26 protein-coding genes and 2 riboswitches are annotated in these 24127 nt (G+C 42.0%); of the genes, 16 read left to right on the top strand and 10 right to left on the bottom strand.

Going from position 1 to position 24127, the window contains the following annotated elements; genetic code table 11:
* Positions 1-4: 4 nt before the first annotated feature.
* Complete coding sequence (locus SFC25_RS13240) at positions 5-298, top strand: putative quinol monooxygenase (protein ID WP_411215728.1); 294 nt, start codon at positions 5-7, stop codon at positions 296-298.
* 119 nt (positions 299-417) lie between these two features.
* On the opposite strand, the gene SFC25_RS13235 is transcribed toward SFC25_RS13240, so the two are convergent.
* From SFC25_RS13235 to SFC25_RS13215, 5 genes are all read right to left on the bottom strand, one after another.
* Positions 418-717, bottom strand: a complete 300-nt coding sequence (locus SFC25_RS13235; RefSeq protein WP_411215727.1) for a spore coat protein — start codon at positions 715-717, stop codon at positions 418-420.
* Positions 714-911 carry a hypothetical protein gene (locus SFC25_RS13230; protein WP_411215726.1) on the bottom strand — a complete coding sequence of 66 codons (198 nt, stop codon included), beginning with the start codon at positions 909-911 and terminating at the stop codon, positions 714-716. The genes SFC25_RS13235 and SFC25_RS13230 overlap by 4 nt, the downstream gene beginning before the upstream one ends.
* Positions 908-1195 carry a spore coat protein gene (locus SFC25_RS13225; RefSeq protein WP_411215725.1) on the bottom strand — a complete coding sequence of 96 codons (288 nt, stop codon included), beginning with the start codon at positions 1193-1195 and terminating at the stop codon, positions 908-910. The genes SFC25_RS13230 and SFC25_RS13225 overlap by 4 nt, the downstream gene beginning before the upstream one ends.
* The gene (locus SFC25_RS13220) at positions 1192-1422 is read right to left on the bottom strand and encodes a hypothetical protein (protein ID WP_411215724.1); all 231 of its coding nucleotides are present in this window, start codon (positions 1420-1422) and stop codon (positions 1192-1194) included. Before SFC25_RS13220 ends, SFC25_RS13225 begins: the two co-directional genes overlap by 4 nt.
* Positions 1423-1611: 189 nt before the next feature.
* On the bottom strand, positions 1612-2385 hold the full coding sequence (locus SFC25_RS13215) for an arylamine N-acetyltransferase family protein (RefSeq protein ID WP_411215723.1): 774 nt from the start codon (positions 2383-2385) through the stop codon (positions 1612-1614).
* Between the two features lie 94 nt (positions 2386-2479).
* Positions 2480-2578: riboswitch (guanidine-I (ykkC/yxkD leader) on the top strand.
* A 39-nt stretch (positions 2579-2617) separates the two neighbouring features.
* Here SFC25_RS13215 and SFC25_RS13210 point away from each other — a divergent pair.
* The 15 genes from SFC25_RS13210 to SFC25_RS13140 all read left to right on the top strand — a co-directional run bounded on the left by SFC25_RS13210 (position 2618) and on the right by SFC25_RS13140 (position 19672).
* Positions 2618-2956, top strand: a complete 339-nt coding sequence (locus SFC25_RS13210; protein ID WP_411215722.1) for a DMT family transporter — start codon at positions 2618-2620, stop codon at positions 2954-2956.
* The gene (locus SFC25_RS13205) at positions 2956-3270 is read left to right on the top strand and encodes a DMT family transporter (RefSeq protein ID WP_411215721.1); all 315 of its coding nucleotides are present in this window, start codon (positions 2956-2958) and stop codon (positions 3268-3270) included. Before SFC25_RS13210 ends, SFC25_RS13205 begins: the two co-directional genes overlap by 1 nt.
* Positions 3271-3633: 363 nt before the next feature.
* On the top strand, positions 3634-3930 hold the full coding sequence (locus SFC25_RS13200; protein WP_095222909.1) for a WXG100 family type VII secretion target: 297 nt from the start codon (positions 3634-3636) through the stop codon (positions 3928-3930).
* Between the two features lie 179 nt (positions 3931-4109).
* The gene (esaA, locus tag SFC25_RS13195; RefSeq protein ID WP_411215720.1) at positions 4110-7649 is read left to right on the top strand and encodes a type VII secretion protein EsaA; all 3540 of its coding nucleotides are present in this window, start codon (positions 4110-4112) and stop codon (positions 7647-7649) included.
* On the top strand, positions 7618-8121 hold the full coding sequence (gene essA, locus SFC25_RS13190; protein WP_411215719.1) for a type VII secretion protein EssA: 504 nt from the start codon (positions 7618-7620) through the stop codon (positions 8119-8121). The genes esaA and essA overlap by 32 nt, the downstream gene beginning before the upstream one ends.
* 10 nt (positions 8122-8131) lie before the next feature.
* Positions 8132-8386 (top strand): EsaB/YukD family protein, encoded by a 255-nt coding sequence (locus SFC25_RS13185; RefSeq protein WP_411215718.1) that lies wholly within the window; start codon positions 8132-8134, stop codon positions 8384-8386.
* 43 nt (positions 8387-8429) lie between these two features.
* Positions 8430-9704 (top strand): type VII secretion protein EssB, encoded by a 1275-nt coding sequence (essB, locus tag SFC25_RS13180; RefSeq protein ID WP_411215717.1) that lies wholly within the window; start codon positions 8430-8432, stop codon positions 9702-9704.
* A 45-nt stretch (positions 9705-9749) separates the two neighbouring features.
* Entirely contained in the window at positions 9750-14183 is a 4434-nt protein-coding gene (gene essC, locus SFC25_RS13175) for a type VII secretion protein EssC (protein ID WP_411215716.1), read from the top strand.
* A gap of 41 nt (positions 14184-14224) precedes the next feature.
* Positions 14225-14563 carry a chorismate synthase gene (locus SFC25_RS13170; RefSeq protein ID WP_411215715.1) on the top strand — a complete coding sequence of 113 codons (339 nt, stop codon included), beginning with the start codon at positions 14225-14227 and terminating at the stop codon, positions 14561-14563.
* A gap of 3 nt (positions 14564-14566) precedes the next feature.
* Complete coding sequence (locus tag SFC25_RS13165; RefSeq protein ID WP_411215714.1) at positions 14567-14869, top strand: WXG100 family type VII secretion target; 303 nt, start codon at positions 14567-14569, stop codon at positions 14867-14869.
* The gene (locus tag SFC25_RS13160) at positions 14866-15573 is read left to right on the top strand and encodes a DUF5081 family protein (protein ID WP_411215713.1); all 708 of its coding nucleotides are present in this window, start codon (positions 14866-14868) and stop codon (positions 15571-15573) included. The genes SFC25_RS13165 and SFC25_RS13160 overlap by 4 nt, the downstream gene beginning before the upstream one ends.
* On the top strand, positions 15574-15882 hold the full coding sequence (locus tag SFC25_RS13155; protein ID WP_411215712.1) for a hypothetical protein: 309 nt from the start codon (positions 15574-15576) through the stop codon (positions 15880-15882). It abuts the gene before it with no gap.
* 3 nt (positions 15883-15885) lie between these two features.
* Positions 15886-17814 carry a hypothetical protein gene (locus tag SFC25_RS13150; RefSeq protein ID WP_411215711.1) on the top strand — a complete coding sequence of 643 codons (1929 nt, stop codon included), beginning with the start codon at positions 15886-15888 and terminating at the stop codon, positions 17812-17814.
* 8 nt (positions 17815-17822) lie between these two features.
* Positions 17823-18218 carry a hypothetical protein gene (locus tag SFC25_RS13145; RefSeq protein ID WP_411215710.1) on the top strand — a complete coding sequence of 132 codons (396 nt, stop codon included), beginning with the start codon at positions 17823-17825 and terminating at the stop codon, positions 18216-18218.
* A 635-nt stretch (positions 18219-18853) separates the two neighbouring features.
* Positions 18854-19672: a hypothetical protein gene (locus SFC25_RS13140; protein ID WP_411215709.1), complete on the top strand. Its 819-nt coding sequence runs from the start codon at positions 18854-18856 to the stop codon at positions 19670-19672.
* A 43-nt stretch (positions 19673-19715) separates the two neighbouring features.
* Here SFC25_RS13140 and SFC25_RS13135 read toward each other — a convergent pair whose 3' ends face one another.
* Genes SFC25_RS13135 through SFC25_RS13115 form a run of 5 tightly spaced genes read right to left on the bottom strand, consistent with a single transcriptional unit; the run spans position 19716 to position 23937 of the window.
* Positions 19716-20378, bottom strand: coding sequence for an SOS response-associated peptidase (locus tag SFC25_RS13135; RefSeq protein WP_411215867.1), 663 nt, complete (start codon positions 20376-20378; stop codon positions 19716-19718).
* Positions 20379-20419: 41 nt separating this feature from the next.
* Positions 20420-21157 (bottom strand): energy-coupling factor transporter transmembrane component T family protein, encoded by a 738-nt coding sequence (locus SFC25_RS13130; RefSeq protein ID WP_411215708.1) that lies wholly within the window; start codon positions 21155-21157, stop codon positions 20420-20422.
* Positions 21150-22757, bottom strand: coding sequence for an ABC transporter ATP-binding protein (locus SFC25_RS13125; protein WP_411215707.1), 1608 nt, complete (start codon positions 22755-22757; stop codon positions 21150-21152). The genes SFC25_RS13130 and SFC25_RS13125 overlap by 8 nt, the downstream gene beginning before the upstream one ends.
* Positions 22754-23332, bottom strand: a complete 579-nt coding sequence (locus SFC25_RS13120) for an ECF transporter S component (protein ID WP_411215706.1) — start codon at positions 23330-23332, stop codon at positions 22754-22756. The genes SFC25_RS13125 and SFC25_RS13120 overlap by 4 nt, the downstream gene beginning before the upstream one ends.
* Complete coding sequence (locus SFC25_RS13115) at positions 23329-23937, bottom strand: YkoF family thiamine/hydroxymethylpyrimidine-binding protein (RefSeq protein WP_411215705.1); 609 nt, start codon at positions 23935-23937, stop codon at positions 23329-23331. The genes SFC25_RS13120 and SFC25_RS13115 overlap by 4 nt, the downstream gene beginning before the upstream one ends.
* A 79-nt stretch (positions 23938-24016) precedes the next feature.
* A riboswitch (TPP riboswitch) is annotated at positions 24017-24121 on the bottom strand.
* Positions 24122-24127 lie beyond the last annotated feature (6 nt).

Raw genomic sequence — 24127 nt, 5'->3', positions numbered from 1 at the left:
GACCATGATTATCATTCATGCTAGAATGTCAGTTGAACCAGAGAAAAGAGAAGAATTCCTTCAAGAAATCGAAGCGGTTATGCAAGGAAGTCAAGCAGAAGCTGGAAACAACAGTTACGATTTATTCCAGGATCCAAAAGATGCCAACAGCTTTGTTATGGTGGAAAACTGGAAGGACATGGAGGCTGTTCAAGCACATAATACAAGCAGCCACTTCCAAAAGTTCAGCGAAGCTGCTAAAAAAATGCTTAGTGCTCCACTGACAGTAGATGTGTATCAAGGTGAGAAGTTAAATTAAGTGAAGGGATGACCATAACGGTCATCCTTTTCTTTTGGGTAAAGTTCTAATGGTAGTATTCTTTTACCTGCAGAAAGAAATAAAAAAAGAGAAATCGAGTGATTTCTCTTTAGGTAGTTTCAATCCTTTGCTAGGTTGATTGCTGTTTGACCAACAGCTAAATTCTGCTCCAGCTGCTGTGCGGAATCATGCGGATGGTAGTAGCCTTTATCGATCATATATAAAGCGATATTTCGATGTTGTGTAATAGCTTCATCTAGTTGCTTTACGAGTACCTGTCTTATTTCTGGTGTAGCTGTTTCGGTTATCGCCAAAGCATAACTTTTAATTCCTGCTTTTGCGGATTGCAGCATATCGGATGAAATGACTTGATCAGTCAAAGGACCCATCCCCATTAGCTTTTTTACTATATCATTCATATTTCCTTCGTCCTTTCCAGCAAATCAGACAGCCCCTGTACGTGTTGGAGGGTTGTGCTGGAGTCTGCTTCCATCAGCTTCTGTAATGCTGGATCTGATACAAGACCTTTCATCATAGTCGACTTGGTCAGACAAAGACTCTTGAAATGCAGCAGCTCCTGGAGCTCCAGCTCTTCATGCACTCCTGCTTTCATAGTGTTCCACCTGACCTTTTTAAAGCATCACTAATATAATTGCTGTCTTTTTCCAGCTGGTGAGGAACTCGGTAAGCATCATAAATACCGCGATCCTGCAAGAAGCCATAGATTTTCTCGTGCTGCTGAATCGCTTTATGTAATTCATCTACCAGCAGCTCATGTACTTCACCAGTTGTCGCTTCCGTAATTGCAGCGGATAAATCTTTTATAGAAGCTTTTGTCTTAAATAATAAATCAGTTGCTATACCTCTATCTGAAACGGATAACGGTTGCTCGTTCACATCGATCCCTCCCCATGCATGAAAGATTCACTTGCAGATACAAGAAAAGGCTGCATATTTGTGATTGTCAGTTTGTCCTGTTCTGCACTTTCAATCAGCAGCTGTTTCAGAACGGGATTCTGTACTTGTAGAAGCTGTGTTTCTAATTGAGTAAGACATGCCCATTTAAAATTGCTGAGCTCCCTTAAATCTGTGATTTCATGGACACCGAATTGATTGCTCTTCATAATCTGCTCCTTTCCCGACTGTAGAATGTATAAAAGTAGTATGTGGCAGAGTTAAATGATTATACGAGCGATATAGCGCATGACTCAATAACTGATGAATTAGGACAACAGTTAATTAACTTTATTAAAAACTGTCGGAAAAAGATTCCAAATGATTATTGACTTCCATACATAGAAAAGAGGCTGCATTTATTGCAGCCTCTGCATGTTAAATATAGTTTGCAGCAGCATGTCATATTCTTCCTCGCCAATCGTCTGCTTTTCAGGAATACCATTCTGCCATTTTGTATATGAAGAAGGCGTTAAAATGTAAAGGCCATTTGTAGTCCTTCTTGTAAGCAACGGTGACTTATTAAAGGGAGAAGCAGGATGTGTTTCGATAATCTGCTGCATTTCCTGCAGTTTGTCCATGTTAGTGATCTGGTTTTCTTCTGAAAAAACATAACCTGTATGCCAATCGTTGTCCCGGTCTGCTAATTTTAATTCCAGTGTATAACCTTCATCAGCGGGCTTGATGCAGAATTGGCCATTGGCAGTTGTCATGACTTCTCCTGACAACGGCAGTGGAGCAAGAGGTACATTAGCTCCAAATCCGGCATCGACAATATACTTCTCTCCGCTATGCTTCAAAAGGATTGTAGTATGTGTATTTCCAGTTGCACTCCAGTCATTCGTCTTCTGATCGTAAATACAGGCAGATAGTAAGGTGACATCGAATCCACTTTCTTCTAAGAAATGATATAGAAGCGTATTTAATTCATAACAAACGCCGCCTTCGTTGCGGATTAGGATTTTTTCCTGCAGTCCTTCTTTTGACAGAGGGCTTTTATGTTTATCGATAATTCGCAGGTTCTCAAATGGAATGGTCTGAGAGAATTGTTGTAATAGCATAGGCAGTGTAACAAATATCACTTCGCTGTCCATATTGATTCGCTGCTGAAATAGGTCTTTAAATGATTGCATCGTAATTCCTCCTGACTTAGCCAGTATAATCACTTTGTCTTATAATTGCTTGCATCGAGCTTTCGTATCCTATATAATGACCAGATGAATATGGCAGATAGTTTTCTAGGGTTCCGCAGCCAAAGCTGGACTGGTCCGAGAGAAAACGCACAGCAGCAATGCCGTGACACGGAAGGATAAAAGCCTGGGAGATTTCTATCTCCCAGGCTTTTTTTGATTGGAGGAAATGAACATGACAAAACATTGGCTTAGCGTCGTGCTGGCTGGCCTGATCGAAGTTTTATGGGTTATAGGGCTAAAGCACGCGAATAACACACTTGAATGGGCAGGTACGATCCTATGTATTTTGCTTAGCTTTTATTTGATACTGCAGGCAAGCAAGCACATGCCTGTCGGAACCGTATACGCGGTATTTGTCGGTATTGGATCGACAGGTACGGTGATTGTGGACATGCTATTTTTCGGCGAACCTTTCAAACTGGCAAAGGTCGCATTGATTGCAGTCCTTTTATTAGGTGTCATTGGCCTTAAGCTCGTAACTGTGGACAAACAGACAGAGGAGGGTGTCTGATGGCTTGGATTGTGCTTATCATAGCAGGTATGTTTGAAGTGCTGGGTGTTACAATGATTAACAAACTAAATGAGAAGCCCAGCTTCAAGAACATCAGCTTGTTCATTCTTGGATTCGCTGGAAGCTTCGGCTGTCTATCCTATAGCATGTCGTACCTCCCGATGGGGACTGCTTATGCTATCTGGACTGGTATAGGAACAGCTGGGGGAGCGATTGTAGGGATGTTTTTCTTCCAGGAGTCCAAGGATTGGAAGAGACTTGTTTGTATTGGACTGATACTGGCCTCTGCTGTAGGTCTGAAATTGATTGCTTAAAGAGGAAGTAGGGGCATGTGGAGATACATGCTCCTTTTTTATTTAAATGGATTCATTTCAAGCATACTCGTGTTAAATAATTGTAAAACATCTTACATATTGTGATTCGCCCCAATTTTACAAAAAACCTCAAATTACCAGTTTATAAGACTTTTATAATGGTACAAAATTAATTCTTTTTCTAAACCGGGATATCTGCCTATATCATTTCGGGACTTACCGCTTAATTTCTGGAAATCGTTTCATACTACGTTGACTTTAAATTTTCCTTTCTTTAGGATTTATTTGAGAAGGTATTGGGTATACATTTATTGGAATCACTACAACCTTCTGTAAAATTTAATTAAAAGAGGAGCTGAGCAAATGTCAGGACAAATTCGCATGACCCCTGAGCAGTTACAAAACCATGCAAAGAGATATGGTAAGGGTTCTCAAACAATTGATGACGTTCTTACAGATTTAAGCAACCTGCAGGTACAACTTCGTTCAGAGTGGGAAGGTAGAGCTTTCGATCGTTTTGATGATCAATTCATCCAGTTGAAGCCTAAAGTTCAAGAGTTCTCCCAGCTTATGCTAGATATCCAGCAGCAGCTCGAGAAAACAGCTCAAGCAGTACAAGAGCAGGACGAAGCACTATCACAAAACTTCGGATTCAGATAAGCACCCAACTGGCTGCTGTTTGACCGTCGCATGACACGACAGGGTGGGCTGCATGACGCATGCGTTATGTAGCCCAATTACTGTAAAAAAACAAGTTTTATGTTTCATCCATCATTACCATAAACGATACTTGAAAACACATACTATACAAACTGGAGACACCAGGAGTTGATAATACATTGAAAAAGTTTGATAAAAGATGGATTTTATTTTTAGTACTTATCGTATTGCTGGCATCGGGTTTATCTTACTTAACCTTGCACCAGGAAACGACGAAGACAGCGGAACAGCCGCAAACACAGAATATGTCGGTTGCGCTTGTCAATGAAGACCAAGGTTCTACGTTTAATGGTACCGAGCTTGCCTTCGGAGATGCCTTTGTCAATTCGGTGAGTGAGAATGAGAATCATGAGTGGTTCGTCGTAAGTCGGGGAGTTGCGGAAAGCGGCTTGAAGAATAATACATACGATATGATTATCGTAATTCCCAATGACTTTTCGGAGAAATCACTCAATATCACTGCGGAGGCACCTGAGCAAGTAGTGCTGCAGTATAAGATAAATGCATCTGAAAATCCGCGTATGAAAGAAGAGGCGGAGAAAACAGCAAGTGATATACTGAATGATTTTAACAGAAGAGTTATCGACGTATATTTTGCCAGCATCATCGGGAATCTGCAGAATGCGCAGGATAACATCGGTCAGATGGTCAACCGTCAAGCGGCATATACGAATTCCTATAACTCAAATGTGTTCCAGCCATTATCTGGTTATACCGATCAATTTGGCTTGGTAAGGGACAATACAGAAGTTTCGAAAGAAAGCTTCACAAGTTTCGGTGAGCTGCTGGCTTCCTATGAGGATCAGCTTGTTGATGAAACCCAGCTTGGAGAAGACTTTGTCAGCAACTTGGACGAAGTAATGAATTTAAAAGAAACAAATAACACCGAACTAGTAAACTTCCAGGATCAAATCCATCAATTCAGTCAAGGATTGACTGCAGGGGAAGTAGACCAGCGATTGGATCAGCTGGTTGCTACAAATGAAGCAATCAACCGCCAGTTTGCTGCAAGTCAGCAAGGTACAGTTGATACAGTTATGAACCGTCCGGTTGCATCACTGAATACTACGAATATCTATAGTGGTTCCGTATCGTTACAGCAGCAGCTGCAGGATTCCTCTGAAAGAGTCGCGGCTCTTCAGCAGGATATTGATGCGTATCTGACGGAAAGCAATGAGCAATTCAGGGCTAAGATAGAGGATAGAATTAGGAATACAATTGAAGAAGAACTTGATGAAGATCAATATCTGAATATCAATATGCTGTTCGAAGACCCTAATCAAGTTGCTCGAAACAGAATCAATCGAGCTATAGGTAAGCTACCTTCTTTGAACGCGGATGATTTTCAGGATGTGGGTTTATCGGATAGTACCGTAAATGAGATTACAAATGTAATTCGAATGACTGAAAAATATCAGAATGAAATTAAGGGCGTTAATATTGATAAGGACCCTTCTCCAACATTAAAAGATGAATTTGAGAGATTGAATAAAAAGCTTCAAGAAGGTATTCCTGTTTCCGATACTGTTGAAATTCCGGAAAATGACACGGAAGAAAGTAGCTTTGAACTTCAAGTACCCAAGAACTTTACTGCAAAAAATATCACATTGACTTTATCAGACGGAGAACCGATTTCAAAAGATGGTTCTGGTGTCATTAAAGTTCCGCATACGGAAGGAAGCTTCAAAGTTGAAGCTACACTACAGTTGAACGAAGGGTCATTTGACGTGTATAAGCCAGTCGAATGGTCTTGGAAATTGATACCGAAGAAGCATAAAGAGGAAGAAGAGAAACCAGAGGAAAATATTGCATTTCAAACAGGGTCCAGTAATTTACTGGGCAGTATCCAAATAAAAAATGATCCTAATCCAGATAAAGATAAAGAGACACAAGAAGAAGCCAAGGAAGAAGAGAATGAAGACAAGGATAATATTGAAGGAAAGGATCCTGTAACTAGCGATGAGGAACCTGCTGATTCAGCACCTGTAGAAGAAGATGAGTCTTCCAACGATCCAACCAATGACCAAGGGCAAAATCAGGAAGGGTCAGAGGAGAATGGAGATACTGAAGATAATCAGAACGAAGATGCGGATCCAACTCCTACACCAGGCGAGGATAATGATGGTGAAGGAGATAAAGAAGAAGAGCAAGAGAAGCCAGAACCACTTATTATCAAAAACAATGTAATACAGCATAAGATAATGACTCCAATTGAAGAAATGGACGATACAACTCAAGTATTAATTAATACTGTTGATAATACTATTTCTTCCTATCAAGAACTGGGATCACAATACGAAAGCTATTTTGGCTTCGGGCTACATGGACTACCTGATAATTTTAGTTCTGAAAGCTTAGTCAATCTAGCTAGCAGGGACTCGCTTTATTATTTATTCAACAAAAAAGACATCAAGGATCTTCTAGCAGATTACATGACAGCTCAAATCACCGGCAGCGTCACAGAACAGCTTCAAACACCAGCAGAAGCTTTCCGTCAGCAAGTCGGTGACTACCAGTCGCAGGTGCAGCAAGCTATCGCAGATGCCGATACATTAACTGGACAGGTTGCTGCAACGACAGAGCAAGCAGCTGTATTGAATGATAATGTCAGCCAGACATTAGAAGATGTAGCTGCATGGCGCGAACAAATGATGACGGTATTGGATGGGCAGACAGAAATCCAAACGAATGCCCAGGGTGAACAGGAAGCTGTCCTGACGTTGGGCAGTGAATTCCAGCCACTGCTGATGTCGAGTCAGTCATTAGCTGAGCAAGCACAGAGTAATACGAATACCGCTGACCAAGTATATGAAACCTTCGATAATATCGATACGCAAGCTAGAGAAATTGAACAGAGCGGTACAAATCTGGTAAGCGATGCGGAGACGCTTGCTTCCAATCTGACAGACAAGCTGTCGGATGATCAGAACTTCACGGAGAACTTCACGGAAGTGCTGGCAAACAGCCGAGTCGGTGACAGGCAGAATGAGAATCTGTATGATTTCCTTTCCAATCCTGTTCAGACGAGCAATGAAGGTACGATAGCAGCACAAGCCGAGACGATTTTCACGCCTTATTATTTAGTGCTGATTAGTTTCATTGTCGTTCTATTCACGGCTTATGTCATCTCAACCTTGCATATGAGACGAAAACAGGATGACCAATTCGCATCTGATACGTCATTGATGGTACAGCATGCGCCAATCACAATCATTACAGCTGGTATTGGATTGCTGGAAGGTATTGTTATTGGTATTGTCGCTAGCTACTACTTGCCAATCGACGATTTGAACAAGATTCAATTGACTGCCGTCATGGCTCTTCTTATCACGGCGATGCTGTTAATAGCGACATATTTGTTAAGACAAATGAAGATGATCGGAATGTTTATTTTGCTTGCGATATTCAGTTTGTATCTATTCTTTACAGATGCGATCGGAACAGCAAGCACAGCATTCCCGACCATAGAAAAGTTTTCTCCTCTTCAATACATGGAGACATTCATGCTTCGTATTGTAGAAGGCTCGGTCAACTATGTTGTTGCGATTTTTGCACTCGTCATCGCAGCAGCTATAGGTGCATTAGCCAACCTATTGGTCATTAGCCAATCGGATAAAGGAGTAGATAATGCCGATGATAACCACACAGAAGCTGGTTGATTTGGCGTTCATATTCACCATTATTCTGCTGATACTTCTTCCTTTGGAAGTATCAGCAGAATCTAATTCTGATGAAAATGAACGTGGAAGTCTCCAGATGGAAATCGATCGTATACAAAAAGAAAAAGATGTTGGGACAGATAACCGGGAAACGGAGAAGGAAAAAGTTTTTCCAGGACTGTTCAATGACGAAACAACAGATGATATCCAACAAAAAGCTGAAGTGAAAAGGGATGATGTGAAAGCATTGCAAGATAGTGTTTTTACACTCGACATCGATCAGCAAGCACGATTAGAGGATGTGCAGGATACATTGTTTACCTCAGACTATACCTCTGAAGTCGCCGATGGTCAAAAGGCAGCGGGTCAAACGGAGCAGGATTCCGGAAACGGAGTACTTTACTTCCTGATCGGAATTGCGCTCGCGTTATGCATCGGCTTATATATGATGATGCGAAAATTATTAGACTAGGAGAGAGACGATGGCCAACACGAACCATATAAACGTCACGATGGACTTCCAATCTCTCAGCAGAGAAGGATCTGTCTATGACTTGCGTATTCCCACTCAATTGACGGTGAAGCAGCTGCTTCATCACGTGATGGATACATTGCATATCGAATCAAGCGGCATCCATTCCACGATCAAGATTGTAAACAAGCATCTTGTCCTGGCGGATGATGACTATCTAAGAGACTATCCAGTCACAGACGGCGATGTACTAGTAGTCTTGTAACGAAAAGTGCCGTTTGTGCTAATTGTGAAGGAGCCAGCAAAACATGAATGAGAGAAAAATAGAATTGGATAACGCGACATATACGCTGCAGCACGATAAACAAACGATTCGGATAAAAATGCCTATATCCCAAACAACGGTAAAAGATATCCGACAGCTGCATTTAATGCACCAACCCTCTGAGCAGTTTGTGCCAATGGAGGTACAAGAAGAGGAAGATACTTTAGCATTCATCTACACCACCAATCCCAATCATAAAAAGTGGTCTGACGTCCAAAAGCTGCGTCAGGATGATAAACTGCGCATTCTGAGCAATATTGGCAAATTGGAACGTTTCCTTTCCAGTCGGATCACGTTTTTCCTTCATCCTGACAATCTCGTCTTCGATGAGAATTTGATGCCGCAAGTGATTCACCGCGGTGTCCGTGATATCGTACCCCCATTCGATATGCAGTCAGAGAAATTCCTTAAACAATATAAATGTATCAGCATTGCCATGTTTTCTAAGAAGTACACATTCGATCAGCTTTTTCATGGCTCTCTTGAGAATGCAACTGAATCAGATTTCGAGAAAAATATCCAAAAGCTGGAAACAATCGGGGCGCTAAGAGATTACCTTCAAGAAAGCTATGCGAAGGAACAGAAAAAAACAGATAAGACGATGAGCTTTTTACCGACAAAACGTTTTAGGTTATATAAACGTTTATCTATTATTTTGATCATCCTTAGTGTCTTACTCGCTGCGCCGCTTGTTTACTATGCATTAATAAAAGATCCGTTCCAGGATAAACAATTGGAAGCACACGGTGAGTTCCTGGCGGATAATTATAATGACGTCATTACTACACTGGAGGAAGAAGATCCTGAAAAGCTGCCGAGCCAGACAAAATATGCACTGGCGTATTCTTATATCCAGGTTGAAGCTTTATCTGACGAAGAAAAAGAATCCATTTTAAAAAATGTGTCACTGAATAGCGATCAGGATTATCTGCTTTATTGGATTTATAATGGCCGTGGTGAATTGGATACCTCCCTGGATAAAGCAAAATATATCGATGATCCACAGTTGATTATCTATGCTTTGATCAAAAAGATTGAACAAGTGAAGAACAATCCGGATCTATCTGGAACAGATCGGGACAGACAAGTCGAAGATTTCCAAAATCAGCTGGATAAATTGCTGGAGGAATATAATTTAGATCCGCTTGGTGAGGATTCAGAGACGGAAGCAGCCCCCGATCAGGAAGCTGCATCTGAAGAACAGCAGAACGCTGAAGATCAGAATAGTGATGAGAATAAACAAGAAGAAGAGAAATGATGTCTATCAGCGATGGATGGAGTGCATAGAGAGGAAGAAGAATAGATGGCAAATAAAACACTGCTCGTAGCATATAAAGACAAACTGCATAAATGCCATTTGCCGGAACAAACCGGTCAGACCGTAATCATCGGGGATAGACGAAAGAATCAGGTGACGATAGCCGGACTGGCAACTGAATTAGAATTGGAATGGAACGGTCAACAGCTATTCTATCAACAGGAAGAGATTCGAACCGCGAAACAAATAGGGGAACTGAAGCTCTATGTGACGGATGCGAATAAATACAACGTCTTTGATATAGCTGGCCAGCAATCTATCGCATTCGGTGAAGCGGCCTACAATGATATCAATAAACCGCATTGGAAAGCTGATTTTGTACTTCTTCGTGAAACGGATAGGTCTGGTTTCCGCATAGATCTACGAAGCGGAAGCATGTATCATAACTACCGGCTGCTCCAAGATGATGTGCTTGTGGAAGTAGGAGATATCCTGTTTGCAGATGGCGTTATGATGACAATATACGCAGATACGATCGAAATCAACTCGAATGGAAGTTTGGGTGCTTCCTTCACGGAACTGATCGGTCAGGAAAAGCCATACGGAGGGGAGTATCCTGACTATCATCGATCTCCACGTATCATTTACAGGGAACCAGAAGAGAAACGAAACATTGCAAAACCAGCCAATAAGCCAAGTAAACCGAGTGAGCAGCTGGCGAGGAACATTGTACCGCCGCTGGTCATGATAGCGGCTTTAGTTGCTATTTCACTGGTTCAGCCTCGTGGGATATTCATCATCGTTATGGTAATCGCCACTTTGGTTACGGTCATCTTTTCCATTACATCTTATGTGAAAAATGTGCGTAAATACAAAGCGGACATGAAACACAGAGAGGCAACGTATAAGAGCTACCTAAAGAGAAAAACGAAGGAACTATATCATGCAAGTGAAGAACAGCGACATGCGCTGCATTACCACTATCCTGATGTAGAGGAAATTTCGGAAATGGCAGCTGCGACTGAAGCGCGTATTTATGAGAAAACACCTTATCACCACGATTTTTTGAACTTCCGTACAGGGTTAGGGCGCGTGGATACCAGCTTTGAGATCTCTTACAACGAGGAAGAATTTACACAGGAACAAGATGATTTGGTAGATGAAGCCAGACATTTACTTGACCAATTCAAAGAATTGCAGGATGTTCCTGTTATTACTTCCCTGATGAAAGGACCTGTTGGTTATATCGGGCAGAGAAAACTTGTGCTGGAACAGCTTCAGCTGTTAGTGATGCAGCTATCCTTATTCCACAGCTATCATGATTTGCAGTTCATCACAATCTTTCCGGAAGAAGAAAAGAAAGAGTGGGACTGGATGCGGTGGCTGCCGCATGCGAGCGTGCGGGACATCAATGTACGTGGGTTCATTTACCATGAGAGATCTCGCGATCAAGTCCTTCATAGCCTGTATCAAGTGCTGAAGGAGCGGAAGCTGCAAGTTGATGAAAAGAGCAATTCAAATGAGAAGCTCTATTTTTCGCCTCATTATGTCGTGCTAATCACCGATGAGAAGCTGATACTGGATCACACAATCATGGAATTCTTCAATGAAGATCCAAGTCAATACGGTGTATCGCTAGTCTTCGTTCAAGATGTGATGCGGGCGTTGCCGGAGCATGTGAAAACAGTCATCGATATCCGTGATAGCAATGACGGAAAGATCATCCTGGAAGAGGCTGAGCTTGTAAACAAAGCGTTCAAACCAGATCATTTCCCGGAGGATTTCAACAAAGAAGCTGTCTCGCGGGCTTTGGCGCCATTGAACCATCTCCAAAACCTGAAGAATTCCATCCCAGAACAAGTAACTTTCCTGGAGATGTATGGCGTAGAGAAGGTAGAAGAATTAGCGATTCAAGCACGCTGGCGTAAAAATGAGACATACAAAACACTTGCTGTACCACTTGGGCTACGTGGAAAAGAAGATATTGTCCAGCTGAATCTTCATGAGAAAGCACATGGACCGCACGGTTTGGTAGCTGGTACAACAGGATCTGGTAAATCCGAAATCATCCAGTCTTATATCCTTTCGCTTGCTGTAAACTTCCATCCTTATGAAGTTGCATTCCTCCTGATCGACTATAAAGGAGGAGGAATGGCGAACCTGTTTCGCAAGCTGCCGCATTTGATGGGGACGATCACCAACTTGGATCGTGCACAATCAATGCGTGCTTTGGCTTCCATCAAAGCAGAGCTGCAGAAAAGACAGCGTCTGTTCGGAGAGTATAATGTCAACCATATCAACCAATATCAAAAGCTGTTTAAACAAGGAAAAGCAGCGGAACCGATGCCTCATTTATTCCTTATCTCTGATGAGTTCGCTGAATTGAAATCCGAACAGCCGGATTTTATGAAGGAACTCGTTTCTACGGCCCGTATCGGACGTTCCTTGGGAATCCACTTGATTCTTGCAACACAGAAGCCAAGCGGTGTAGTAGATGATCAAATTTGGTCCAACTCCAAGTTCAAGCTGGCATTGAAGGTACAGAATGCCAGTGATTCAAATGAAATCATCAAAACACCTGATGCAGCTGAAATCACGCTGCCAGGCCGTGCTTATCTGCAAGTCGGGAACAATGAAATTTATGAGCTATTCCAAAGCGCATGGAGCGGAGCAGATTATATTACGGATAAAAATGATGAAGATCATGTGGATCTAACTATCTACAGCATCAATGATCTAGGGCAATATGACATTTTAACGGAAGATTTAAGCGGACTGGAGCAGAAGGAGTCCATCGAAAAGATTCCATCAGAGCTTGATGCCGTTATTAATCATATTGCGGATTACACAGAACAGCAGCGTATTGAACCTTTAGCACGCCCATGGCTGCCGCCTCTGCCTGAAAAGATTTTCGGGCCGGAACTTCATCCAGTTTCATTCCGCGATGCATGGAAAGAACCGAAAAAGCCTTTGGAGCCGATGATTGGTTTACTCGACCAGCCGGAAATGCAGCAGCAGATCCCATTGACGCTAAATCTATCAAAAGACGGCCATATCGCTGTATTTGCGAGTCCAGGTTACGGGAAGTCGACATTCCTGCAGACAGTAGTCATGGATTTGGTAAGACAGCATAACCCGGAACATTTGCATGTGTACTTGCTTGACTTTGGTACGAATGGATTACTGCCATTGAAGAATCTGCCGCATGTGGCGGATACATTCCTCGTCGATCAAGTCGAGAAAGTAGGCAAACTAATCCGGATGCTGAATGGGGTCATGAAGCAGCGTAAACAAATGCTGAGCCAGTACAGTGTGGCGAACATAGGCTTGTTTGAGAAGGCAAGCGGGGAGACTGTCCCGAATATCTGTATTGTGATTGATAACTATGAGTCTGTAAGAGACAGTGATTTCGGTGACGATTTCGAGAAGGTCATCACACAGATTGCCCGGGAAGGTGCCAGCATCGGTATACATCTGATTATCAGTGCCGGCCGCCAAAGTGCTATGCGCATGCCTTTGCTGTCCAATATCAAGACACAAATCGCTTTGTACCTGATCGAGTCCAACGAAGCAAGATCGATTGTTGGGCGCACCGATATAGAAATTGAAGAAATCGCAGGCCGAGGTCTTGTGAAAATGGAGGAACCAGCATTATTCCAGACCATGCTGCCTGAACATGGGGAAGAAGCATTGGAAATCCTTGATCGGATACAGGATTTAGCCAAAGACATGAACGAAGTATGGGATGGAGACTATCCGGATGCTATCCCGATGATGCCAGAAGGTGTTGTGGACTTCCTCGAATTCAAGGAACAGCGCCGTACCAAAAGGATTGTGGAAGAGAGGAAAGTGCCGCTTGGGCTTGATTTTGAGGAAGTATTGCCAGTTGCCTATAATCCAGCGCAATATGATCACATGACAGTCATCAGCGATCGGAAAGATGGATTGGATCGTATGATCAGATCTGTCGCTAAGAACGTTACGTTACTGAAAGATGTGTATCAAACGATTCTAATAGATACAGCCGATAAGGATCTAGAAAACATTGGAGAAGGTATGCAGGCATATGTATCTGAAAGCATCGGAATAGCCGCAATTAAAAATGAGATTATCAACGAGATCAAGCAGCGAAATGCAGATGGGACAGCAGAATCTAAATGGATCGTCCTCATTACAGATCTGCAGGACTTCACTGAACGCGCTGGACTTACGCTCGAAGAAGCAAATCTCATGATGGAACGTGGCGGCAAAGCGGGCATTCATTTCATTATCTGCAGCGACTACAACTATCTTGGCATGAGCTATGAACAAGTACCAAAGTACCTTCGCAACCAAGCCATATTCGGTCTCGTGGGCATGCGCTTGGGTGATCAAGATATCTTCAAACAGCCTTTTATCCGTCAGGAGAAATATCCTGAACCGTACGAGTGCTATGTAGCCTTGGATCATCAGCATGTGAAAGTCAAAATCCCGGAATAAGATTCAAATTAGCTTTCCTATGCTAAGAAAGGAGTAGAGATATGTCGTTTTTATGGTTCAAGACAGATGCGGAAGCGAAAAGGGATGAGTATTTGAAGCTATACAATAAGCTCGAGGATGCGAAGGCAGAACATGACAAATTGGTCAGTGAAGCGGAGTCCTATTTTTCATCTTACAAAGGAAGCTCACCATGTATGGCGGAAGATGCTATTCCAAGCAGTGACTTCATTCCAGCACAAGAACGACTTAACAAAAAGCTGACAGATTACTTGGATGACGAAAAAGAATACCGCAGTAAGCTTGTTACGGCTAGTGACAGGGCATACGAACGATATCTTCATTATAAACGAAAAGCAATGGACGAGGCGAAGGAGGATTAAGGCGTGGCGAAGGATGTGATTATTGATCAAGCTGAATTGGACACAGCCAAAGCATCAGCAGCAAAGCTGAAAGAATCTCTTGATAATACCTATTCTCAAGGGGAAGCTCTGCTTTCCCTTGTACAGGGTTCGAAGTGGGAAGGGAAATCGCGTGACAGCTTCCTAGCCTACTTGGAGCTGCTTCTTCAGTATCATGCTGACCTTAAGGATGCAGCGTCCCTACAAAAAAAGGCCCTGGATAATATTGCAGACTATCAGGCAGACTTCCAAAACGACAATTTGGTGAAGGAAGTGAAAAGTCTATGACCCAGACGGATATGGATACTTTCGATGTAACCGAGCTGTATTTGCTAGCTGCGGCGTTTGATGCAGAAGCACTATTTGGCTTGCCGGATAAAAAACTCTATCAGCTTCAAGGAGAAGAACCATGGAGTCAGGCATTTGCAAAGCTTACAAACAAAGGTGTTTTTGATAAGGCGGGTTCTCTTACAAAATCTGGCGCTGTCATTATTAAGACCTTGTATACATACTTTTTTAGCCAGAAATATGTTCGGATCAATAACCTGATGTTTGCTTTCAAGGAAAAAGAAGCGAAAGAAGTCATCATCCTTGTTGAGACAGCCGATAAGACCTACAAACTTTACGTTATGGATAAACCGCTTGTCCTAAAACTGCTTGGAGAGAAAGTGCCGCTGCTGAATCGTGAACCAGTTGAAGCGGAAAAGAATTTCCTGCAACGAGAGCTGTCGGCTGAGGATAAAGAAGCTATTAAAGAGCTGGATGTGACAAACGACATCATCAATATAGAACTATTTCATCCTCGTGTAAAACCGCAAATCAGCACGAATCCGAATCATTATCAGCAATGGCTTGTGCTTTCGAAAGAGGACAGACTGATCATGATTGATGCGACGCAGAAGCAGTATTACCAAGCGAGCCAGCACTGGTTCTTGAAAGTTGTGTTCGATGCACTGGACTTCCCGTATCGGCAGAAAGTGGGGTTAGGGTAAATGGCAGGCAGCGGAGCAATTACAGTTGATCCGATAGAGATTACGGATATTTATAAGCAGCTCATCGCAATTCTGGAAGATTTGCAATCTAATGCTGTACCAGCGATTGAGAACATTAAAAATACAAAATTCTATCAAGAAGGAAAAGCAATGGAAGCTATCGAGGCCTATCCCGAAGCAAATGATAAGTTCCTGGAGCTCCAGGATCATTATGCACGTATTTCCTCCTTGGTAATAGATACTCTGAACACGATGATCGAAACAGACGAAGCGATCGCTTTGAAAATCATTGATGCATTGGAGGTGTAAAGCTTGGACGTTAAATACCAGAGAAGTCAATGGGAAAAAACAAGGGACAGCCTGCGCAACCTGATCGGACTTGGTGCTTGGGGCAAGGGCATGATCGATACGATGAAAGATATTACGGACAACCTGGACGAAGCAAGCGAAAAGGTAGCGAAGTATGACTCTGACGGTGTTGTCTCGTTCTCGTATACAAGCGATAAAGATAAGTATCAGCGCTTATTTGAAGACTTTAAAGTATTAGAGGATTACAGTGGTAGTGTTGGAGATATCGTGGAGGACAAGATAGATCATCCTTTTTATGAAGACATAGATGCATTTGTCCAAAAAGTACGCGATTCTTCCATATCCAACTACACGACCAAGAACCATATCGGTGCAACCGAAACAATCCCAATCTCTTATTACGGCTCTTATCAGGAATACACGACGGAGAAAACAAAAATCACCATGGATGATATACTTAGTGGGGATAACTATTACGCCGACCAGATCAAAGCTTCCTTTGAGGAATGGAAGGTACAGAATCCGGAGGAAGATATCAGCTATGAGGATTACCGCACTGCTGCCGTCAACACACGAGCCTTTGAATATGAGTCCATCGAGGATGGCCAGTTTACCAAAGAATTCTGGGTAAACATAGCTGCACTCGTCGTCATCGTTGGCGTTACAGTCGTATGTCCGCCTGCTGGTGCTGTATTAGGAGCTGCTTATGCGACGGTGGAAATGGGTAGTGCAATCTCAGGGAAAGACTGGGCTTCCGGCCGCGAGTTAGATACCACGGAACGCTGGACGCGAGGTATACTCGCACCTATTGATATACTGCCAATTGGAAAAGCTGTCACAACCTTTACCGGAACTGCTCGTACGACAAGTAAAGTGATTGATGTAGGGCAATATGCGAACAGGGTGAATAAGACTACCAGTTCTGTACGCCAAGCCGACAACGTTATTGAATTGAAAATCCCGAAAGAAAAACCGGAAGTAAGAACACCAAATGCTGATAGTGCAGCCGTACATACGGATAATGTAGTCAGCTTGGCGGATCATGCAAATAAGCAGACAGCTAATAGACTTCGTAATAGTCAATGGGCTGTGAAGGAACAGGATAAGGTTCAGGAACTACAGAAAGTAGCTGGAGGTGAGAATCTCTCATTTACAAATAATTTGGCTGGCAATGTAAGTCCTATTATGATGAGAAATGGAGATTCTAGTGTAAGTAGTGTAGGACCTGTCAAAGGTTCTGCGGAAGGTAATCACGTTAGTAGCGTCAATGTAGGTAGAGTACATTCTAGTTCGAAAATTCCTGTAGACGAAAAGTCGGTTAATGGAAGTTATTCTGTTGTCAATAAAATAGAAGAGAACGGAATATCTATAGATGAATTTAATGAATTGCGACTGAAAGAAGTAACCGAATTAACAACTAATCAAAAAGAAATAATGAAGTCTATAAGAGAAAGTGTACCATTCCCCGATACTGATACCGTATTACAAAAAGTAATACCATCTAGTGATATTGAAAAATATATGAACGGAACCTATACACAAGTTGGTGGTTACGTAACAAGAGCAGAAGATGTGACACAATTGAAGTCATACGAAGATATTTACCATAGTTTGCGCTTAGATTATCCAGGTACTGTATATAATCCTTTATCAAACGATTCTATGGGTATTATTAGGTATACAACGAATGAAGTTTCTGAAGTATCAATTCCATATGGACCAAGTATGGGCGGTACGATCAAAGATGCTCCACCCTTCACTGGGAATGGTTTTACAAAAGCTACAAATGGACAGATTATACCTGAATTTAAGTGTAATAAATTTCTTGATGTTTCTGACGGTGCTCAATTAATAGAATTAAGAAGTGATGGTACTGAACTATTGAGAGCTATATATAGTGAAGACTTTGGAAAATTCGTTAGCGTAAATTAGGAGGGGCTATGAAAAATAATACTTTTGCGATATATGAGGGAAAAGAATATGCTGCAGGAATTAAAGCTGATGGAAAGATAATTTTGCGTTCTGAAGATTCCCAGGCTGAACAGTTTGGATTTGAAAATAAAACGATTGCCGATAATACTATATATGTAAAGTATGTCCATCAAAATGACATAGAACAAATTTATAAGAAACAGATAGAAGCAATTTATAAAGGTTATAAATTTGAAGTGGTGGAAACAAAAGGTGATATGATATCCATTGTTACTATGACTGGTGATTATAAGATTTGGGAAAAATTAAGCATGAATCTGATAGATAAAGGTATCTATCAGAAGTGGATAAATAAAAATGATGCGATTATCAACGAAATAAAAGATAAGATTTTAATTAAGTAATGAAAAAATAAACCTTGATTAGTTATTAACTTTCAAGGTTTATTTTTAATTAACTAAGTACGGTAAAGCTTTTTTGACTTTATTGTTATTCCCCACTCCCTATCAGTTACAAAAGAGTTCTATTTAGCAAAGAATGAGTTTTACTTTACATTTTAAAGACTGTTGTGTAGTTAAAATTAAACAATATATAAGAAGCATATTCTAATAGAAGTCATGCAGTTTACAAAGGAAGGTGAAAGGATGTCAAGTCAAGTGAAAGAATGGTAGATAGATGGAACGGTGACAATAAGATATATCTTGATTTGTAAATAAATGAGAGAGAACTTCCAATTATATATGGCGGTATATTAGGAGATTTAATAGGTGTTCCTGTGGAGTTTAAAAAGAGAAGTACTTTTAATATTAATGATATAACAGGATATGCTTTTTCTCTCGAAGAAGTTATAATATCGCATTTTTAATTCCGTAATCGAAGGAAAGTAGAGCGTTTTTGGAAATATACGAGTTCTCGGGAACAGTTTATAAAGAGTAATAGTACTCTATTTACACATAACAAGCTGTTAGAGTTTTACAATGTTAAATTACTTACTTTAACGATTATTTTAGTGTTGTTTTAAATAGGAGGTTGTTATAGAATGGGAATGCGTTTAGAAGAGAGCGATTTCTTCACTTTCAGAGATCCTCTTCAAGAACGTCAGAGTATATCATCTTTGGGGTTTATTTTAACATTTTCTATTTTTCTTAATGCCGTGCTGTTTTTATTAACATACGTAGTTGTATACGATTACTCAATATTTCCGAATAAAGAGAAAATCTTCAGAATACACCTATACGTAACAATAATTTTGAGTTTTCTCAGCTTGATTTTTGGACTTCCGATTGTTTACAAACGTTTTGAGAGAATACAATATTTTCTTTCCATAATTGTTTCTCAAAATATATTTGGGGCATTTCCTCTTATCATTGCATTGTTTGCAATTGGGAGAGTACAGGGTATAGAGCAACCGAATTTATTAACTATAACTGCATTGGCTTTATCCGGGGGAGGACTAGTATTTGTAGTCACGACAATTCGGTTGTTTATTTTATTAAACCGCGGTGAATATAGAGCAGACTCTCGAAATGATATAACGAGAAAAAAATGGGAAGATATTATAAGAGGTAAATCTACCATTATAATTGCTTTAAGTGTAGGTGCATCATTTATTATTCAATACTTATTCAGATTCATTCCATTAAGGGATTTTGATATCATCCTTATAGGAACGCTCTGTATCATTATATTCATGACAATGCTCTTTGTATTGCCAGAACAGCTAGTTATTTTATATTGTAAATTTCGATTTGAAAGCTTTAATCATAATCGCAAAGGAAATTTAAAACCGTTCGGCTATAAACCTCAGCGAGAGAAGAAAAAGAAGCAATACAGCATCAAACCAAAGAAACTTTTTTGAAGAGGTTTCTATTAAATAAGGAGCATGCCCCGGCATGCTCCTTTTACAATGGATTAATCAATTCTTCACTATTATTCCTCGGCGAATTAACCAGCGTAGAAACAGGATAAGCAATCAACTCTTCGGAATAAGGCTTCAGCAATGGTTGAAGTTTGTCAGGGTCTTGCTGTTCCCGATTAAGCCAGATGTCTTGGGAGGCAGCGGACAGTATAACCGGCATTCGGTTATGGATCTGCTGCATGAAGCTGTTTGCTTCGGTTGTGATGATGGTGCAGGTGAAGATGTTGCTGCCATCTTCATCCTGCCATTTCTCCCATAGACCTGCGAATGTGAGAGGGTTTTTATCTTTGCGCTGGATGCGCATGGGCTGTTTTTTGCCGTCTTCTGTTTTCCATTCGTAGAAGCTGTCAGCGGGAATGAGGCAGCGCTGTTTCTGAAATGCTTTCTTGAAGCTGCGTTTTTCCAGCAGTGTTTCGGATCGGGCATTGATCATTTTGCTGCCGATTTTCTTATCTGGTGCCCAAGGCGGGATGAGTCCCCAGCGCAGGGTTCCGAGCCGGCGTTTGGTCCCGTCATGGATGACTGCTGCAATTTGCTGCGTTGGAGCGATATTGTAGCTTGGTTCGAGTGCTTCCATCTCTGAGACAGCATCATAGGTTCGCAGGAGCTCTTCCCAGGGAGTGAGTAATGTAAATCTGCCGCACATCTTCATCTCTCCTTTTTTCTCCATTATAACCCTTCTGCTGTTTACTGAAACGACTTGGAAACGATGATACATAGCGCAATAGCGCCAAGCATGACTGCAGCAAACATCCAATCTGTCCAACTAGTATGATACGTACGGTAGAATGTGCGGTCTTTTTCTCCTGTGAAGCCTTTGGATTCCATGGCTATGGCTGTCCGTTCAGCTTTGCGGATCGCGCTGGCCAGCAGGGGAATCGTGTATTGTTTGTAGCGGCTGAATCTGCTTGTATTTGTTTTGGCTCCCCGAATAAGATGTGCAGAGCGGATCGTTGTTAACTCATCTTTTAATAATGGCAAAAAGCGATAGCCAGCTAAAATGCCGTATGCCAGTTTCGGTGAAACACGGCACTGTTGAATCAGACTTAAAATAAATGCCACTTTATCTGTCGTCAGGACAAATAGCAAGGACAGCGTGCTATAGCTGAATACGCGGATAGCTAAAGCTAGTGCATCCTGCACGTTTTCACGCGGCAGATCCCAGAAGAGGAACTGCTGTGTGATGGAAGGATTCTCCGGTGTTTTTGCAAATAGCAGCGTTGATACGAGCATACCGACTGCGAATAAAGTGAAAGGGAGCAGGTATAGAAGATACTTCTTGATTTGCACCTTACCAAACAGCAATGTAACGGCAATCGTCCAGCCAATGTACAAAAGCAGTGCCAATGGATCAAAGAGGAAGGCGATGACGATTGCTGCTATCGTAACTGTACCTGCTTTGATGCTGGGATTGATTTTATGCATAGAGGTTAGCCTCCCTTGTTTGCTTGTAGTAGGCTTCTTTTGCAGGAAGGGAAAGCCCATGAACAGACAAATCGGTTGTTTTCCATAGTGCAGCAGGTGTCTCATCCTGGACGATTCTTCCCTGATCAACTATCAAAACCCGTGAAGCGAAACGGTCGACAAGGTTCATGTCGTGCGTGATCATAATAATGGTGCAGCCGCGCTGATTTTGTTTCCATATTAGATCCATCAATACTTCTGTAGTATGACTGTCTTGGCCGAATGTCGGCTCATCAAGCACGAGCAGCTGAGGCTTTTGGACAAGCATGGTCGCTACACTAAGCCGTCTTTTTTGTCCTTGGCTCAAGGTGAAAGGATGCTTGTCGGCTTGTGCAGCTAATTGGATATCCTCCAAGACTTTCTGTATATCATCCTTATTTGCTGTCTGGCCAAATGCAAGTTCTTCCCAAACAGAATCGGTAAGAAACTGATGTTCAGGATTTTGAAATACATAACCAACCTGCTGGTAAAGTTCATCTGTTTTCCAGCGTCGAAGTTTCTTCTCAAGAAATTCAATATCCCCAGCAGTCGGCTTCAACAAGCCGGTTATCATACGGGAAAGAAGCGTCTTTCCGCTGCCGTTTTTCCCTGTAATAGACAGGAATTCTCCTTGCTGAATATCAAGATTAGAGATATCCAGTAATACTTTTTCTTTATTTTGAAAGATAGCATTTTCCACTTGAATTATACTTTCCTTGGTATGCATAACCTCTGGTGTTTTAGTCTGAAACTGCAAACCATGAGGGAGAAGGTCAATTGTAAGCGGCCAAGGCTTTGGAAGCTGTGCTTGCTTGGCAAGCAGAACTGCTTCTGGCAGCCAAATGCCGCGCTGCTGCAGCTCCTCGTCATAGAGATTGACTGCCTGGCTCAAGTCTCCGTCAAAGAATAAAGAGCCATCTCGCTCCAATAGCATTGTCCGGTTAATAATAGGCAGCCAATAGTCAATATTGTGCTCTATGATCAAAAGCGTGATATCCTGCTGTTCTTTTAACTTACGTATTGTTTCGACAAGGTCTTTGCTCGCAGCCGGATCCAGGTTAGCCGTCGGTTCATCTAAAATAAGCATGCAAGGCTTTAGAGCCAAAACTGCAGCCAGTGCGAGCTTTTGTTTCTGCCCGCCGGAAAGGGTATGGATTTGATCTTTTCTCCGATGCTGCAAACCGACAAGGGAGAGAACACGATCGATTTCCGACTCCATTAATTCCGGTGACATTTTCTTATTTTCTAAGCCAAAGGCGATTTCATCCTCTACGCTCAGCATACAGAATTGTGTTTCTGGATCTTGAAAAACAGTTCCAACCTCTAGGTTGAGCTTACCGCTTTTGAAATTCTCGATACTGGATCCTGCATAGGAGATATTGCCGGTCATCTTTCCATCCAGTTCTTTTGGATACAACCCGTTCAAACAATAGGTGAGTGTGCTTTTTCCTGATCCGCTTGGTCCAAGAAGAAGAATGCTGTCTCCTTGCTGTATCGTGAAACTCAAATCAGTTAAGGTAGGACTGTTTTCTTCCTCAAATATGACGGTCAGATGGTCAACTTCCAAAATGGGCTGTTTCATCCTGCTTTTCGATGGCGATATGTTTTACCGAGCGGGAAGCTCGTTAACGTGCCGGTTTTCGCCAGCGCCTCACTGATTGCTTTGCCGATCAATCCGCTTATGACTGCCCCGCTGATGATTCGGACAACAAGCATAAGCACAACGTAAGAAGGGTCAAGGGCAGCAAAGCCGCCGCGGAAATATCCCCAGATGAAACTAGTGATGGCGGCCCCAACACCAGCACCCATCAATACAAGGACATGATAAGAGCGATAGCGTGTGATAGCAAATGCTGCTTCAGCTCCAAGTCCCTGAACAATAGCAGAAAGGATGACAATCGGTCCGACGCTGCTTCCAATCAGTACTTCGACAATTCCGGCTATTGTTTCCGATACCAGTGCAACACCGGGTTTCTGTATGATATAAGCTGCAACAATGGAAACAAGGAACCATACTCCGAAGATGATATCGGTTCCGATAGGTCCAATTAGCCCCATCATGACAACATTGACCGGTAGAAATAGGAGGTAAACAATGCCGAACACAACAGCGAGCGCTGCCATGACGACGATATCTTTCATGCGCCAGCTTTTCATTTGATTACACCCTTAGCAGATGGGCTATTAGCTGACATGGTCACTGTCATAACAGTATGGGAGGAACCAGAAGCCTCTGTTTCAGTGAAGACATGCTCCAAACCATCGAAAACATCAATACTATTGCCATCAAGCCGTGTGGAATAATGCGATTTTGAGACAGTGATGCCGCGGGAGCGCATATTCTCAATCTGACTGTAGATGGTGTCCATGTAATTTCCGCCTCCCAAAGGGTAAAGCGAGAATTTCGATGCTGTCTCAAGCGGGGTATCTTTTACATTCGGAAGGTTCAACTTTGTCTCGTCTTCGGCCATATAGACATCTCCTGTAGAATCACCAGGGCAGCCGATAGAATATGTACCATTGAACACAACATGGTCGCCATCTTTAGCTGCTGCTAAAAATATAGCGGATGTAACATCAAATACATGCGGAATTCTACCGCGTACAAGTGTTGTCACATCATCAGTCTCAATCCAAACCTTTGACGTATCGACCGTTTTCAGTGCATCCAATATGATTTCTTTGAACCTGTCTGCCATCGGGTAAACCGAAAAACTGCAGCCTGCAATACGGCTGGTTCCGCAATGATTTTGTATTTCCATAAATGATTCCTCCTATTTTTTGCATATAAAAAGCGACTGCACCATAGGGTGCAGTCGCAGAATATACAAAAGTAACAGGAAAATTCTGGCTGCACTTCCCCACGCTGGTATTATCCAGATCGAGTTCAAAGGGTCAGAATCACAAGATTCCTCTCAGCCGTTACCAGCTCCCCTAGTGCGTCGCAAGCTT

Source organism: Terribacillus saccharophilus, assembly GCF_046592595.1.
Taxonomy (GTDB): Bacteria; Bacillota; Bacilli; order Bacillales; family Amphibacillaceae; genus Terribacillus; species Terribacillus saccharophilus_C.
Note: the sequence above shows the minus strand (reverse complement) of the source record. Positions and strands in the feature narration are given on the sequence as shown.

What these genes read in the sequence shown, in the direction of transcription:
- SFC25_RS13240 (WP_411215728.1), top strand. Translation starts at nt 5, where the DNA reads ATGATTATCATTCATGCTAGAATGTCAGTTGAACCAGAGAAAAGAGAA.
- SFC25_RS13235 (WP_411215727.1), bottom strand. Translation starts at nt 717, where the DNA reads ATGAATGATATAGTAAAAAAGCTAATGGGGATGGGTCCTTTGACTGAT.
- SFC25_RS13230 (WP_411215726.1), bottom strand. Translation starts at nt 911, where the DNA reads ATGAAAGCAGGAGTGCATGAAGAGCTGGAGCTCCAGGAGCTGCTGCAT.
- SFC25_RS13220 (WP_411215724.1), bottom strand. Translation starts at nt 1,422, where the DNA reads ATGAAGAGCAATCAATTCGGTGTCCATGAAATCACAGATTTAAGGGAG.
- SFC25_RS13215 (WP_411215723.1), bottom strand. Translation starts at nt 2,385, where the DNA reads ATGCAATCATTTAAAGACCTATTTCAGCAGCGAATCAATATGGACAGC.
- SFC25_RS13210 (WP_411215722.1), top strand. Translation starts at nt 2,618, where the DNA reads ATGACAAAACATTGGCTTAGCGTCGTGCTGGCTGGCCTGATCGAAGTT.
- SFC25_RS13205 (WP_411215721.1), top strand. Translation starts at nt 2,956, where the DNA reads ATGGCTTGGATTGTGCTTATCATAGCAGGTATGTTTGAAGTGCTGGGT.
- SFC25_RS13200 (WP_095222909.1), top strand. Translation starts at nt 3,634, where the DNA reads ATGTCAGGACAAATTCGCATGACCCCTGAGCAGTTACAAAACCATGCA.
- essA (WP_411215719.1), top strand. Translation starts at nt 7,618, where the DNA reads ATGCCGATGATAACCACACAGAAGCTGGTTGATTTGGCGTTCATATTC.
- SFC25_RS13185 (WP_411215718.1), top strand. Translation starts at nt 8,132, where the DNA reads ATGGCCAACACGAACCATATAAACGTCACGATGGACTTCCAATCTCTC.
- essB (WP_411215717.1), top strand. Translation starts at nt 8,430, where the DNA reads ATGAATGAGAGAAAAATAGAATTGGATAACGCGACATATACGCTGCAG.
- essC (WP_411215716.1), top strand. Translation starts at nt 9,750, where the DNA reads ATGGCAAATAAAACACTGCTCGTAGCATATAAAGACAAACTGCATAAA.
- SFC25_RS13170 (WP_411215715.1), top strand. Translation starts at nt 14,225, where the DNA reads ATGTCGTTTTTATGGTTCAAGACAGATGCGGAAGCGAAAAGGGATGAG.
- SFC25_RS13160 (WP_411215713.1), top strand. Translation starts at nt 14,866, where the DNA reads ATGACCCAGACGGATATGGATACTTTCGATGTAACCGAGCTGTATTTG.
- SFC25_RS13155 (WP_411215712.1), top strand. Translation starts at nt 15,574, where the DNA reads ATGGCAGGCAGCGGAGCAATTACAGTTGATCCGATAGAGATTACGGAT.
- SFC25_RS13145 (WP_411215710.1), top strand. Translation starts at nt 17,823, where the DNA reads ATGAAAAATAATACTTTTGCGATATATGAGGGAAAAGAATATGCTGCA.
- SFC25_RS13140 (WP_411215709.1), top strand. Translation starts at nt 18,854, where the DNA reads ATGGGAATGCGTTTAGAAGAGAGCGATTTCTTCACTTTCAGAGATCCT.
- SFC25_RS13135 (WP_411215867.1), bottom strand. Translation starts at nt 20,378, where the DNA reads ATGTGCGGCAGATTTACATTACTCACTCCCTGGGAAGAGCTCCTGCGA.
- SFC25_RS13130 (WP_411215708.1), bottom strand. Translation starts at nt 21,157, where the DNA reads ATGCATAAAATCAATCCCAGCATCAAAGCAGGTACAGTTACGATAGCA.
- SFC25_RS13125 (WP_411215707.1), bottom strand. Translation starts at nt 22,757, where the DNA reads ATGAAACAGCCCATTTTGGAAGTTGACCATCTGACCGTCATATTTGAG.
- SFC25_RS13120 (WP_411215706.1), bottom strand. Translation starts at nt 23,332, where the DNA reads ATGAAAAGCTGGCGCATGAAAGATATCGTCGTCATGGCAGCGCTCGCT.
- SFC25_RS13115 (WP_411215705.1), bottom strand. Translation starts at nt 23,937, where the DNA reads ATGGAAATACAAAATCATTGCGGAACCAGCCGTATTGCAGGCTGCAGT.